The sequence below is a fragment of the Roseateles sp. GW821-FHT09H11 genome, assembly GCF_059415845.1.
On sequence record NZ_JBWKOA010000001.1, the window covers coordinates 559,012 to 572,858 of the forward strand.

At 69.7% G+C, this 13,847-nt stretch carries 12 protein-coding genes; 9 read left to right on the plus strand and 3 right to left on the minus strand.

Annotated elements, in window-relative coordinates:
* Positions 1 to 96: 96 nt before the first annotated feature.
* The 7 genes from AC07PR_RS02195 to AC07PR_RS02225 all read left to right on the plus strand — a co-directional run bounded on the left by AC07PR_RS02195 (position 97) and on the right by AC07PR_RS02225 (position 8,686).
* Entirely contained in the window at positions 97 to 1,227 is a 1,131-nt protein-coding gene (locus AC07PR_RS02195; RefSeq protein WP_495134244.1) for a GNAT family N-acetyltransferase, read from the plus strand.
* A 7-nt stretch (positions 1,228 to 1,234) separates the two neighbouring features.
* Positions 1,235 to 2,542, plus strand: a complete 1,308-nt coding sequence (locus AC07PR_RS02200; RefSeq protein ID WP_377155057.1) for a lysine N(6)-hydroxylase/L-ornithine N(5)-oxygenase family protein — start codon at positions 1,235 to 1,237, stop codon at positions 2,540 to 2,542.
* Between the two features lie 210 nt (positions 2,543 to 2,752).
* Positions 2,753 to 5,086 carry a TonB-dependent siderophore receptor gene (locus AC07PR_RS02205; RefSeq protein WP_495134245.1) on the plus strand — a complete coding sequence of 778 codons (2,334 nt, stop codon included), beginning with the start codon at positions 2,753 to 2,755 and terminating at the stop codon, positions 5,084 to 5,086.
* Between the two features lie 85 nt (positions 5,087 to 5,171).
* The gene (locus AC07PR_RS02210) at positions 5,172 to 5,348 is read left to right on the plus strand and encodes a YgaP family membrane protein (RefSeq protein WP_495134246.1); all 177 of its coding nucleotides are present in this window, start codon (positions 5,172 to 5,174) and stop codon (positions 5,346 to 5,348) included.
* Entirely contained in the window at positions 5,345 to 6,784 is a 1,440-nt protein-coding gene (locus tag AC07PR_RS02215) for an MBL fold metallo-hydrolase RNA specificity domain-containing protein (RefSeq protein ID WP_495134247.1), read from the plus strand. The genes AC07PR_RS02210 and AC07PR_RS02215 overlap by 4 nt, the downstream gene beginning before the upstream one ends.
* Positions 6,772 to 7,794 carry a zinc-dependent alcohol dehydrogenase gene (locus AC07PR_RS02220; protein WP_495134248.1) on the plus strand — a complete coding sequence of 341 codons (1,023 nt, stop codon included), beginning with the start codon at positions 6,772 to 6,774 and terminating at the stop codon, positions 7,792 to 7,794. The genes AC07PR_RS02215 and AC07PR_RS02220 overlap by 13 nt, the downstream gene beginning before the upstream one ends.
* A gap of 55 nt (positions 7,795 to 7,849) precedes the next feature.
* Positions 7,850 to 8,686: a universal stress protein gene (locus tag AC07PR_RS02225; protein ID WP_495134249.1), complete on the plus strand. Its 837-nt coding sequence runs from the start codon at positions 7,850 to 7,852 to the stop codon at positions 8,684 to 8,686.
* A gap of 42 nt (positions 8,687 to 8,728) precedes the next feature.
* On the opposite strand, the gene AC07PR_RS02230 is transcribed toward AC07PR_RS02225, so the two are convergent.
* Both AC07PR_RS02230 and AC07PR_RS02235 read right to left on the minus strand, forming a co-directional pair.
* Complete coding sequence (locus tag AC07PR_RS02230; protein WP_495134250.1) at positions 8,729 to 9,550, minus strand: universal stress protein; 822 nt, start codon at positions 9,548 to 9,550, stop codon at positions 8,729 to 8,731.
* Entirely contained in the window at positions 9,547 to 10,104 is a 558-nt protein-coding gene (locus AC07PR_RS02235; protein ID WP_495134251.1) for a universal stress protein, read from the minus strand. The genes AC07PR_RS02230 and AC07PR_RS02235 overlap by 4 nt, the downstream gene beginning before the upstream one ends.
* Positions 10,105 to 10,272: 168 nt before the next feature.
* On the opposite strand from AC07PR_RS02235, the gene AC07PR_RS02240 reads away from it, so the two are divergent.
* Positions 10,273 to 11,031: a Crp/Fnr family transcriptional regulator gene (locus AC07PR_RS02240; RefSeq protein ID WP_495134252.1), complete on the plus strand. Its 759-nt coding sequence runs from the start codon at positions 10,273 to 10,275 to the stop codon at positions 11,029 to 11,031.
* Positions 11,032 to 11,071: 40 nt separating this feature from the next.
* Here AC07PR_RS02240 and AC07PR_RS02245 read toward each other — a convergent pair whose 3' ends face one another.
* Positions 11,072 to 11,566, minus strand: a complete 495-nt coding sequence (locus tag AC07PR_RS02245; protein ID WP_495134253.1) for a universal stress protein — start codon at positions 11,564 to 11,566, stop codon at positions 11,072 to 11,074.
* A gap of 307 nt (positions 11,567 to 11,873) precedes the next feature.
* Here AC07PR_RS02245 and AC07PR_RS02250 point away from each other — a divergent pair, with 307 nt between their 5' ends.
* A complete protein-coding gene (locus AC07PR_RS02250) occupies positions 11,874 to 13,772 on the plus strand; it encodes a diguanylate cyclase domain-containing protein (protein ID WP_495134254.1) in 1,899 nt (632 codons plus the stop codon).
* Positions 13,773 to 13,847: the final 75 nt, after the last annotated feature.

The window sequence follows — 13,847 nt, forward strand, 5'->3', positions numbered from 1 at the left end:
GCCCCCACCTGCCGCCGTGAACAAATCGGCGCGGCCAACGTCTTTACCGGAGACGGCGGCGCGTTGAGCGCCGCCCCCACCTTCAAGGCAGTCCCCATGTCCATCGCTTCGCCGGCGCAGGTCGCCGGCTCCGACCGCCAGGATTCCGCCGCCGGTGCGACCGGCCGGATCCTGGGCCTCATCGCCGGCCAGCCCTTCGAGACAGTCATGGACGGCGCCCAGATCACGGTGAAGCCGCTGGACGGCGGCCCCGCGAGCGCCTGGATGCTGGAGGCCCGTTCGCCGCTGCCCTCCCTGCATGCCCGCCACGGCCTCGGTCAGGGCGTCACGGCTCTGGCGGACGGCCACCTGCCGGCGGCGCTCGAAGCCCTCTTTGCGCTGCGCCCCGGGCTGCCTGCGGTCGTGCTCGGCGACGCGCTACCGGCCAACGCTGCGCTGATCGCTGGTGGGATCGCCGTCCCTGCCGGCTCGCCGACAACGACGCTCACGGTCTCGCGGGAGCTGTTCTGGCAATGGGACCGTCTCTGGTTGGCCGACCGCCGCGAGCCCGCGCCGATCCAGCAGGTCTTCAGCAAGGACGGCCGTCGCCATCCGCGCCGCCCGGCCAAGCCCACGGGCACCGTCTACCGCCGCCACATCCCGTGGTTGGACAAAACCTTCAGCCTGCGCGCGCTGGACGTCGAACGCGACCTGCCGACCGTCAACCGCTGGATGAACGAACCCGCCGTCGCGCACTTCTGGCAGGAAACCGGCGATCTGGCGCACCACCGGCGCTATCTCTCCGGCATCGCCGCGGACCCGCACACCCTCGGCCTGATCGGCTGCTTCGACGACCAGCCCTTCAGCTACTTCGAGGCCTACTGGGCCAAGGAGGACCGCATCGCGCCCTTCTACGACGCCGCCGACCATGACCGCGGCTGGCACGTGCTGGTCGGCGAACCGGCGCTGCGTGGCCGCGAGTTCCTGACCGCGTGGATGCCGGGCATCTCCCATTACCTGTTCCTCGACGACTGCCGCACGCAGCGCCTCGTCATCGAGCCGCGCATCGACAACCGCCGGATGGTCCACAGCCTGAACCGCTGCGGCTACGCCTCGCTCAAGGAGATCCAGTTCCCGCACAAGCGCGCCGTGCTCGGCGTGCTGATGCGCGAGCGCTTCTTCGACGACGCGCTCTGGATCCCGCGCGGCGATTCCCCCTTCGACCTCCCCGCAGTCCCGCAATCCTGAGGCACCCATGCACATCCATGACCTGATCGGCATCGGCTTCGGCCCGTCCAACATCGCCCTGGCCATCGCCCTTGAGGAAGGCCGCGAGGCGCGTCCCCAGGACCGGCCGCTGGACGCGCTGTTCGTGGAACGCCAGCCCGGCTTCGTCTGGCACAAGAACATGCTGCTGGACCACGCGCACATGCAGATCTCCTTCCTGAAGGACCTGGCGACGCTGCGCAACCCGTCCAGCCGCTTCACCTTCCTGAACTACCTGCACGAGAAGGAGCGGCTGCAGGACTTCATCAACCTGAAGACCTTCTTCCCCAGCCGCCACGAGTTCAACGACTACCTGGGCTGGGCGGCGGCCCAGTTCGAGGACCGCTGTGCCTACGGCGAAGACGTCTTCGAGGTGCTGCCCGAGCCGCGCGCCGGCGAGGTGAAGCTGCTGCGCGTGCGCTCGCGCGACGCCGCGGGCGCCGTGCACGAGCGCCTGACGCGCCACCTGGTCGTCGGCGTGGGCGGCATGCCGCGCATCCCGGCCGAGTTCAAGGCGTTCAAGGACGATCCGCGCGTCTTCCACTCCAGCAACTACCTGCAGGCGATCGCCGGCAACGGCGCGGCCCAGCGCATCGCCGTCGTCGGCGCCGGCCAGAGCGCGGCGGAGATCTTCATGGACCTGCACGGCCGGCCGCAACGCCCGCACGTGGACCTGGTCATGCGGGCACGCTCGATCAAGCCCTCGGACGACAGCCCCTTCGTCAACGAGATCTTCAACGCCGACTTCACCGACTTCGTCTTCAGCCGCACCGGCAGCGAGCGCGAGGAGCTGCTCAACGAGTACTGGCACACCAACTACGCCGCGCCCGACCTGGCGCTGATCCAGCAGATCTTCGACGTGTTCTATCGCCAGCGCGTCAGCGGCGAGGAGCGTCACCGCTTCCTCCGCCGCCACGAGGTCGCCGGCGCGCAGGCCGCCGACGACGGCCTGCGGCTGACGCTGCGCGACCTGAACCACGACCGCACGACGACGCAGCGCTACGACGCGATCGTGCTGGCAACCGGCTACGAGCGCGACCGGCATCGCACGCTGCTGTCGTCGCTGGCGCCCTACCTGGGCAACTTCGAGGTCGACCGCCACTACCGCCTGCGCGGCAGCCCCAACTTCCATCCGAGCGTCTTCCTGCAGGGCGCCTGCGAGCTGACCCACGGCCTGAGCGACACGCTGCTGTCGGTCACCGCGATCCGCTCCGGCGAGATCCGCAGCGCGCTGCACGGTGCTGCCGGCATCGATCACGCGACGGTCCGGCAGGAAAGCTCGCGTCAGGCCGCATGACGACCTCGATGCCTCGCGACCGGCCGCCCCGGAGGCAGCCGGGCCCGCGCTCAGTGCCTCCGGATCGCTGAGCGAGGAGCCGCCGACGACCCCCGCTTCGTTCTCCGCGACGCGCGCCGCCACACGGGATCCGTGGCGGCGCGCTTTTTCACGTTCCGGGCTCCCTCTTACCTCTCCACCACAACCATGAGTCCTCAGAAGGATCGCGCCATGTTCCCGTCCTCCTCGTTCACGTCGTTCACCTCGTCCCCGTCGGTTTCGTCGCAATCGCAAGCGCAATTGCCGTCGCCTTCGTCACCGCTGCCGCCTCGGCCCCGCCGGCTCTCGCTGGCCCTGGCCTCCGCCTTCGGCACCGTCGCGCTGGCGGCCGTCCCGTCCGTCTGGGCACAGGCCGCCGCTGACGCGACCGCCGCCGAGGCGGCCGCGGCCCCCGGTGCCGCCGCCTCGGGCGCGGCCGGCTCCGCGCTGCCCACCGTGTCCGTGAGCGGCCGTTCCGCGCCGAGCGAGGGCACCGGCTCCTACACCGTGCGCAGCACCGGCGCGGGCACGCGCATGCCGCTGTCGCCGCGCGAGACGCCGCAGTCGCTGACGGTGATCGGCCGCCAGCAGATGGACGAGCAGAACCTGGACACGCTCAACGAGGTGATGCGCCAGACGCCCGGCATCGTCGTCAACCGCCGCGACGAGCGCGTCGACTTCACCTCGCGCGGTTTCTCGATGAGCCAGATGGTCGACGGCATCCCGACGCTGGCCTTCAACAACGTCTCGGCCGAGGCGAGCATGACCAGCATGGCCATGTACGACCGCGTCGAGGTCATCCGCGGTCCGGCGGGCCTGCTCAACGGCGTCGGCCAGCCGGGCGGCTCGATCAACCTGGTGCGCAAGCGCCCGACAAAGAACTTCGAAGGCAGCCTCACCGTCGGCGCCGGCAACTGGAGCCGATACCTCACGCAGGCCGACGTGGGCGGCAGCCTGACGGCGGGGGGCGGCGTGCGCGGTCGCGTGGTCGCGTCGTACTCGGGCGGGGACACCTTCATCGACAACAAGAGCCGCAAGGACAGCCTGCTGTACGCGATCGTCGAGACCGACCTCGGCGCCCGGACCGTGCTGGCCGGCGGCTTCGAGTACCAGAAGAACGACATCGACGGCGCCAACTTCGGCAACATCCCGCCGTACTACGGCAACGGCACGCGGCTGGTGGTGCCGCGCTCCTACTCGTTCAGCACGCCGTGGAGCGTCTGGAACATGGAGACTAAGCGCGCCTTCGTCAACCTGCAGCACGACTTCGACAACGGCTGGCTGGTGAAGGCCGAGCTGGCGCAGGTCAAGAACAAGCGCGAGCGCTACAGCGGCGACCTGCAGAGCACGCTGCCGACTTTCCCGATCAACGCGGCCACCAACGTCGGCGTGGTCTCGCTGAGCGACAACCCGGCGGAGGGCACGAACAAGTCGCTGGACGTGTACGCGTCGGGGCCGTTCCGGCTGTTCGGCCGCACGCACCAGGCGGTGATCGGTTTCAACGTCAACAAGCTCGAGAACGAGATCGCCAACAACAGCGCGCTCAACACCGGCACGCGACTGGACCGCCGTCCGGGGTCGGTCTTCGACCTCGGCGCGATCGCCAAGCCGGACTTCCAGTACCCGCGCCTGCGCCAGTACGGCGACACGCAGGAGCGCGCGATCTACGGGTCCACGCGGCTGCAGGCGACGGACGCGCTGTCGGTGATCGTGGGATCGCGCGTGACCTGGTACGAGAACACGGCCTACCAGCGCTCCTGGGCCGGCACGGCCAACGGCGCGCGCGTCGACGGCGCGCCGGTGAAGGAGGACGGCGTGTTCACGCCCTACGCCGGCGTGGTCTACGACCTGACTCCGCAGTTCTCCGTCTACAGCAGCTTCACGCAGATCTTCCAGCCCAACACGTCCAAGGACGTGAACGGCAACGTGATCGATCCGCAGCGCGGCAGCAACGTCGAATTCGGCGTGAAGGGCGAGCACTTCGGCGGCCGACTCACGACCGCGGTCGCCGTGTACCGGACCAAGCAGGACCATGTGCCGGTCGCGACGGGCACGCTGCAGCCGGACGGCACGGCGGCCTTCCGCGGCGAGCGCGGCACGGTGACCGAGGGCTATGAGTTCAGCCTCGCCGGCGAGGTGCTGACCGGCTGGCAGCTGCAGGCCGGCTATGCCTACGGCACGCCGACCAAGGCGGACGGCTCGGCGCTGTCGCCACACCTGGCCACGCGCACGTTCAACCTCGCGACCAGCTATCGCCTGCCGGGCGTGCTGAACAAGCTGACGGTGGGCGGCAACGTGAGCTACCAGAACCGCACGTCGATGGACGTGATCTCCAAGCCGACGCTGACGCAGGGCGGCTACACGCTGCTGGGCCTGCTGGCGCGGTATGACGTGACGCGGCAGCTGAACGTGTCGCTCAACGTCGAGAACGTGACCGACAAGACCTACATCTGGATGAGCGGGCAGTCGGGCTACATGTTCGGGACGCCGCGGAGCACGTGGGTCAGGGCGAACTACAAGTTCTGATATTGATCGAACGCAATCGGCCGTCGCGGGGCGCCTTCTAAGCTGAAGGTATCCCGGAATCCCCGGGGCTTGGCAGGAGATGGCGATGGCGATGAACGTCGGAACCACGGAACGGTTGATGCGCGTGACGGCGGGCGCGGTACTGACCCTGGCCGCGGCGCTGGGTTGGGTCGGCGCATGGGGCTTCGTCGGCCTGGTGCCCCTGCTGACCGGCCTGGCAGGGTATTGCCCGCTCTACGCGCTTCTTGGGCGAGGCGCATGAGGACGCCCCCCTCGGGTCTGCGCTTTCTCGGCGCGGCCGGCACGGTGACCGGGTCCCGCTATCTGATCCAGCACCGGGGCCGGCGCCTGCTGGTCGACTGCGGACTGTTCCAGGGACTCAAGCAATTGCGCCTGCGCAATTGGGCGCCATTTCCCGTCGCGCCGGACAGCATCGACGCGATCCTGCTGACCCACGCCCACCTCGACCACAGTGGCTACCTGCCGAGGCTGGTGGAGGAAGGTTTCCGCGGCACGGTGTACACGACGCCCGGCACCGCCGACCTGCTGCCGATCCTGCTCAGGGATTCGGGCCGGCTGCAGGAAGAGGACGCCCGCTACGCCAACCGGCACGGATTCAGCAGGCATGCACCGGCCCTGCCCCTCTATACCGAAGCGCAGGCGGTGCGCGCGCTGACGCTCGTCCAGCCCCGTCCGTTCAGCGAGCCGTTCGACCCCCTGCCCGGACTGACCGCCCGCTTCAGCCACGCCGGCCACATCATCGGCGCCGCCTCCATCCATCTCGCGAGCGAGGCCGGCAGCCTGCTGTTTTCCGGCGATCTCGGACGCGTCGACGATCCCGTCATGCGCGCTCCGGAGGCGCCGGACGGTGCGGACCTCGTGGTCGTGGAGTCCACCTATGGGGACCGTCGGCATTCGGACACGCCTGTCGACACCGCGCTGGCGGACGTGATCTCGCGCACCGCGGCGCGCGGCGGCACGACATTGATCCCCGCCTTCGCGGTCGGTCGGGCCCAGGCAGTGCTGCACGCGCTCCTTCGCCTCAAGGCCGCCCGTCGCATTCCCGATCTGCCGCTGTACCTCAACAGCCCGATGGCCACCCAGGCGTGCCGGCTGATGGAGCCCCACGCGGACGAGCATCGCCTGACGCCTGCGGAACTGCGCGACCTGGCGGAGAAGGTCCGCTACGTGCGCACCGAGGAAGAGTCCCGCGCGCTCAACACGCCCGGCTTTCCTTCGGTCATCGTCGCCGCCAGCGGCATGGCCACGGGCGGTCGGGTGCTCCACCACCTGAAGGCGCTGGCCCCCCACGCGCAGCACGCGATCGTGTTCGTGGGACACCAGGCGGCGGGCACGCGGGGTGCGAGCCTGGTCGCCGGTACCGATCGCGTCCGTCTGCATGGCCAATGGATACCGGTCCGGGCCGAGGTGCGGTCACTGCCCGGCATGTCATCCCACGCCGACCAGCCGCAACTGCTGGACTGGCTGTCGGCGCTGCCCCGCCCTCCCGCCCACGTGTTCGTCACCCACGGCGAGCCCGAGGCCGCCGATGCGTTGCGGCAGGCGATCCAGGAGCGGTTCGGCTGGGCCGCTTCAGTGCCGGAGCAGCTCGGCGAAGTCGCCTGTCTCCCGGCGTCGACGGGGCGAACGCCCGGCCCTCCCGTTCATCGAGACAAGGAGATCCCATGCGCACCATGAAAGCAGCGGTGGTCCACGCGTTCCGCGAACCGCTCGTGCTGGAAGAAGTGGCCATTCCCGAGGTCGGGGCCGGCCAGATCCTGGTGAAGCTGGCCGCCTGCGGCGTCTGCCATACCGACCTGCATGCGGCCGACGGCGACTGGCCGGTGAAGCCGCGCCTGCCGTTCATCCCCGGTCACGAAGGGGTCGGCACGGTGGCCGCCGTCGGTGCCGGCGTAAAGCACGTGCGCGAAGGCGACCGCGTGGGCGTACCGTGGCTGCACACGGCATGCGGCCATTGCGAACACTGCCTGACCGGCTGGGAGACGCTCTGCGACCACCAGGAAATGACGGGCTACACCGTCGACGGCAGCTTCGCGGAATACGTGTTGGCCGATCCGGGGTATGTCGGCCACCTGCCGGCCAATGGCTCCTTCGAAGCGCTGGCGCCCATCCTCTGCGCAGGGCTCACGGTCTACAAGGGCCTGAAGGTGCTGGAGGCGCGGGCCGGCCAGTGGGTGGCGGTGGTCGGCGCGGGGGGGCTGGGGCACCTGGCCATCCAGTACGCACGGGCGATGGGATTCCATGTGGCCGCGGTGGACGTCGACGAAGTCAAGCTGGCGCTGGCGGCCAGGCTCGGCGCCGAACTCTGCGTCAACGCAGCCGTCGACGATCCGGCGGCGGTGCTGCAGCGGGAACTCCAGGGCGTGCACGGCGCGCTCGTGACGGCGGTGTCCCGCAAGTCGTTCGCCCAGTCGCTGGGGATGCTGCGCAAGCGCGGCACGATGTCCATGGTGGGACTGCCGCCGGGGGACTTCGCCTTGCCGATCTTCGACGTCGTGCTCAACGCGAAGACGGTGCGCGGCTCCATCGTCGGCACACGCCAGGACCTGCGCGAAGCGCTGGAGTTCGCGGCGCAAGGCCAGGTGCACGCCGAGACCACGCGACACTCGCTCCACGGCATCAACGACGTCTTCGATGCGTTGCGGCGGGGCCGCGTCGACGGACGCGCGGTGCTGACCTTCGACTGAACACCGACCACGAACGGGGACGGAAGACCCAGTCCTCCGCCCCGAGGAGATGCCCATGACCTACAGGACCCTGATGGTGGCGCTGGACGGCCTGCCGACCTGCGCCGCGCGCGTGGAACTCGCGATGGCATTGGCGCGCGACTTCGACGCTCACCTCATCGGCATCGCGCCGACCGGCATGGTCGACCTGCCGGCGTCAGCCGAAGCCGCGGCAGTCCTGGGGGACTACGCCTCGTCGGCGTGGGAGTTGCTGATCGACGGGGCCGAGGCGGTCGCCGCCGATTTCCGGCTGCGCTGCAAGGCGGGGCATCTGCCCTCGTTCGAGGCCATCACGGATCGGGCGCCGATCGCCTCCTCGCTGGCCCGGCATGCGCACTGCGCGGACCTGCTGGTGATGAGCCAGCCCGATCCCGACCATGGCGGGCATCGCCAGGAACGGGCGACGCTGGAACAGGTGCTGCTGCATTGCGCCCGCCCGACCTTGCTGGTGCCCTATACGCATCGGGGACCGCTCCGGATGCAGCGCATGCTCATCGGATGGGATGAAAGCCGCGAGGCCGTGCGCGCCACCACCGACGCGCTGCCGCTGCTGCGCCGGGCCCGGCAGGTGCTGCTCGCCCATTGGCGGCACGAGGCCGACGGGGGCCGCGTGCTGCAACGTCTGCACAACATCCATCAATGGCTCGCCTTCCAGGGCGTGGAGGCGCAGCCGCAGGATCTGGTCACGACGATGTCCATCGGCGAAGCGATGCTGTCGGCCGCGTCGGATGCCGGCACGGATCTCATCGTCATGGGCGCGTACAGCCATCCGCGCTGGGCGGAAACGCTCTTCGGCGGCGCCTCCAGGACGCTCCTCGACGCGATGACGGTGCCGGTGCTGATGTCCCATTGACGCCTGGCGTGCCCGGGACCGGCCGGTCCTGCTGGCCGGGCCTCAGTGCGACACCAGCAGCGGCACGGGCGTGGTCTCGAGCATCGCGCGCGTGGTGCGCCCGATCCAGGGCGCCTGCCAGGTCTCGTGGCCGTAGGCGCCCATGACGATCAGATCGGGCTCAAGCAGTTCCGCCACGCGCCTGAGCTGGTGCACCGCCGGCGTCCCCAGGTGGACGGGACGCCCCTCGGCGATGACGTCATGGCGTCGCAGCCAGTCCCGCAACGGCGGCCACCAGCCCACCTCCCGAGGGTCCGTCAACCGGATCACCTGGACGTCGTCCGCCCGTCTCAGCAAGGGCATCGCATCGGCCACTGCACGCGCGCAGGCGCTGCTGCCATCCCATCCGACGAGCACCCGCCGCGTCGACAAGGCCTCGTCCCACGCGGCGGGGAGCATCAGCACCGGGCGCGCCGCCAGGCGCAGGACCACCTCCAGGTCGCCGGGTCGCAGAGCGCCGTTCCGGTGATCGGGATCCGGCTGCGTCACCACGAGAAGATCGGCGGCATGGCCGGCCAACACGAGCGCCGCCGCCGCCGGTCCTGTCTGCAGCGCCCCCTCGCCGGCGACCCCGAAGGACCGGCACCGCGACAGGAACCGCTCCTGGGTGGCGGCATGCTCGACGGCCGATGGCACCGCCGCACGCCCCCATCGCGCGGTCGGCACCACGTCGGTGTCGGCGCCGGGCGCCTCGAAGCTGACGCCGTGCAGCCGGGCGTCGAACCACCGGGCCAGCAGGATGGCGGTGTCGACGCGGCGGTCCGCGGCGCGGCCTGGCCCGACATGCACGGCGATGGATCGCCAACGCGGACCGGTCTCGATCACGGGGCACTCCCGGCTTCCTTGACGAACATCACCGGCATCGGCGACAGCCGGGCCACCAGTTCGGCGTCGCTGCCCAGCAGCGCGCGGCTGACGCCGCGGCGACCGTGGGAACCGATCACGATGAGGCCGGCATGCTCGCGCGTCGCATAGCCGACCAGCACCTCCGCCGCGCGCCTGCCTTCCGCATCCAAGATGACGCAGCGTGCAGTCATGTCCGCGGCCTCGGCCCGTTGGCGGGCGTTCAGCAGGATCCGTTCGGCGGCGGCGCGCTGCGCGTGGCGCGCCGCGTCCAGCATCGCGCCTTCGGAAAGCTCGACGCTGATCGGCAGATCGGAGAGGACGCAGACGATCTCGAAATCGGTGGGCTGTCCACGCATCAGGTCGAGCGCCGCATCCAGCGCCGCAGTCGCTGGCGCGCTGCCGTCGAAGGCGACAAGGACTTTTCGGTACATGGCGGTTCCCTTGGAGTGTGCCGCCAGTCTTGCGTCGCGTCGCCCACGTCGATTGCGTTGGCGCAACTTGCGCTGCCGGAAGACGCAGGTCGGGATGGTCATGTCCCCTTCGGACGTCGAGTGTCCGCTGCGTTGATCAATGTCAAGCCAGCGGCTTGCCTGCGAAATCGGCGAACACTACTGTTCGGCTGTGCCCGTTCAGGCACGGGTCAACGATGCAGGAGTCACCATGGGGTCGCTCGCGTCGTCAGCCCACCCAGGAGTGACGTGATGACAACGACACGGATGGCCGGCGGCCACGACAGCGACGAGGCGCGCTGCTCCGGTGCCGACCTGCTGCGCTGGTGCGGCCTGCCCGTCGCGGACGAAGGCGGGCTGGCGGACATGCACTTTCCGATGAAGAGCCTGGCTGCGGGCCAGATCCTCGCGCTGGAGGGCGCGCCGATGGAAAGCCTGTACCTCGTGCGTCTGGGAACGCTGAAGGTGTTCAAGACGGAACAGGACGGCTATGAACAGGTGCACGCCTTCGCCCTGAAAGGCGACATGCTGGGGCTCGACGGCCTGCACGACGAGCGCCACGCCACTGGCGCGACCGCGCTCGAGCCTTCCACGGTCGTGGTGCTGCCCCTGAGGGATTGGCACCGCGCCACGCGCGAGCACGCCGCGCTGTCGCGGCTCCAGGCACGGGCAGCCAGCCTCGAGCTGGCGCGCCGCGGCGCCACGCTGCACAGCATGGCGGCGGTCGCGGCGGAGGTGCGACTGGCGCGGTTCCTCCTTCAGCTGTCGGAGCGGCAGGTTCAGCTCGCCTTCGCGCCGCGCAAGCTCCAGCTGCGGATGAGCCGGCGCGAGATTGCCAGCCTGCTGGGCGTCTCGCACGAGTCGGTCAGCCGCTCCCTGGGCCTGCTGGCGACGGAGGGCCTGATCCGCGTGCACCACAAGGACGTCGACCTGATCGACGAGCAGGGCCTGATCGCCAGGCAATCCATGACCCGTCCGGAGCGCGACGCGCACGCGCTGTCCACGCGTTGATCCCGATGCCGACGGTGCTCCACCGCCGGCCTGCGACCGTTCATTGCGTGGCCGATGGCGACGCGGCGGGGCCGGCGACCGGCTTGGGAGCCGGCGTCGAGCGCACCAGCATCACCGGCACGGGTGACTCACGGACGACGAGCTCCGCGTCGCTGCCCAGCACCAGGCGCGACAGGCCCCGACGACCATGGGTGCCCATCACCACGAGATCGCAGTCGCATCGCACGGTCTCGCGAACGATGGCATCGGCCACGCGCCCCGCCGTCAGTTCCTTGATCACGGACTCGCTGGTCAGGCCCGCATCAAGCGCGCGCAGGCTGGCGGCGCCCACGAGCGTGTCGCCGTCCTTGAGCATCTGACGGCGCTGTTCGTCGTAGGCCATCGCGGAGGGGGTCTGCATCAGCAGCGGCTGCTCATTGACCACATGCAGCAGCACCAGCCCGGCCCGCAGGCTGCCAGCAAGCCGGAGCGCCTCTTCCAGTCCCTTGTCCGACGTGGCGCTGCCGTCGATGGGCACCATGATCCTCTTGTACATGCCGAAACCCCTGCGGCCAGCAAGCACCGGCTCATGCCAGGCCGCCGGCGATGAGCCTGCCCATTGTCGGGACCAGGGTGCGAGCCGGATTGCGTCAACGCACTTCGCGCTGGGATGTCCGCGACCTTGCGCCGCACCGCGGCCGCGAAGGTGGGCGGCACGGATGCGCTCGCCACTTCTTGCGCCATGTCAGAGACGCGCCGGGTCGCGCTCGATACATTTCGTGCCAGCGCGGCAGTCCCACGGGAACGCTGCGTGTCGTATCAGGGAGGCACGAGGCGCGCAGACGCCGTTGCCGGACCCGTCCATGGAACGTCTGACACGGCATCCCGCCACGCCGCTGCGTCGATTCGCCGGCTGGCTGCTCGCGGCCAACCTGGTGGTCGATGCCGCCCTGCTCGGCGCCGTCTGGCAGAACCTCGTCCTGACGCGCGCGGCCAATCAGCGTCTGGCCGAACAGACCGCGCAGAACCTCGTCCACAGCATCAGCTGGGACATCGCTTCGGATCTGCAGATGGTGGATCGAGTGCTCCTGGCCATCGCCAGGGCAACGGCAACCCCGTCGGACGATGCGCTCGTCAATGCCCGATCCGAGGCGGCAAGGCTGGAGCCGCTCCTCGGCGGTCTTGCAGCGCTATCCCTGCGTCCCACGGCGGCGCGGAATGAACCCGCATTCGCCGACGCCGATGCGGCGCCGTGCGCGGCGCTGCTGCGCGACGCCACCGCCAGCGACGCGCTCACGCTGTCTGCGCCGATCCAGTGCGGCCCGTCCGGTGCGTGGTCAATCGCCATGGCGCGTCGTCTGAAGGATGGACAGGGCCGTCCCGTCGGCGTCGTCATCGCCGAGTTGCCGACCGACCAGTTCCGGACCGCGTTCCAGGCCCTGGACCTCGGGGTCGACGGCGCGGTCTCCCTTCGCGGCGATGACATGCGCCTGATCGCCCGACATACGCCCAACGAGCCGTCGTCGCCGCAAGGGATCGGATCGACCGCGGTATCGGACACACTGCGCCGCCAATTGGCGCTGGCCAAAGACCAGGGCAGCTATCGATCCAGGACGGCGCTGGACGGGATCGAGCGCATCAATGCCTATCGGCGCGTCGGGCGCTATCCGCTGACGGTGATTGTCGGTCTGGGTGCGGAAGAACTCCTCTCGACATCGTTCGACGAGTTGCGTCGCGATCTGGCGGTATCCACGCTGGTCATGCTGGCGATGGCTGTGCTGTCCCTGCATCTGTACCGTCGCCACCGGGCCGAGCGCGAGGCACGCGACGCGACGGCCCGTGTGGCACGCGAGCAGGACCTCCTGCTTCGCAACGAGCTGGTGGGCATGGCGAGACTCAGGAACCGCCGCACGACCTGGACCAACGATGCGCTGGCGCGCATGTTCGGCTATGAGCCGTCGGAACTGCGGGACGCCCCGATGCGGCGCCTGTATCTGGACGACACGTCCTATCGCGAGGTGGGTGATGCCGGCTACGCGGCGCTGCGGGCGGGGGAACGCTTCCGCACCCAGTTGCGCATGCGACGCAAGGACGGCCGACCCGTGTGGGTGGATCTCAGCGGGACGTCCGTGGGCGACGACGAGAGCCTGTGGATGCTCGTCGACATCGACGCGCTCAAGCAGAGCGAGGAAGACGCGCGCCGCCTGTCACGCCTGGACGCGTTGACCGGCCTGCCGAATCGGCGCGGCTTGGAGGCCTGGCTCGCGGACGTCACGTCGCGATGCGAACCTTCGACCGTCATGGCGGTGGCATACATGGATCTGGACGGCTTCAAGCCGATCAATGACGCACTCGGTCACGACGCTGGCGACGAAGTGCTCCGGATCGTGGGATCGCGGCTGTCCAGCGCCTTGCGCGAGGGAGACGTCGCGGTGCGCCTGGGGGGTGATGAGTTTGCACTGGCGCTGACGAGCGTTCACGGCGAGCTGGAGGCCATGACCGTCCTGGACCGTCTGCAGGCGGTGATAAGACGGCCGATGCGCTTGCGCGGCGGCCAGTCGGTGTGCATCGATGCGAGTGTCGGGCTGGCGATGGGAGAGATCGGCGAGGTCCTGTCGCTGCTGATGCACCGCGCGGATGAGGCGCTGTACGCCGCCAAGCGCGCCGGAAAGGGTCAGGTGGTGACGTGGATGCTTGAAGTCCCGCACCTTGCGCAGATCCATTCGCTTGACGCGTCAGGAGAAGCCTCCGCTCGACCCTGATGGCGTCCTCTCCGCGCCCGCGGGCGGCGTACCTCAATCCCGCGTGATCAGGAACAGGACGATGCGGGTCGCCAG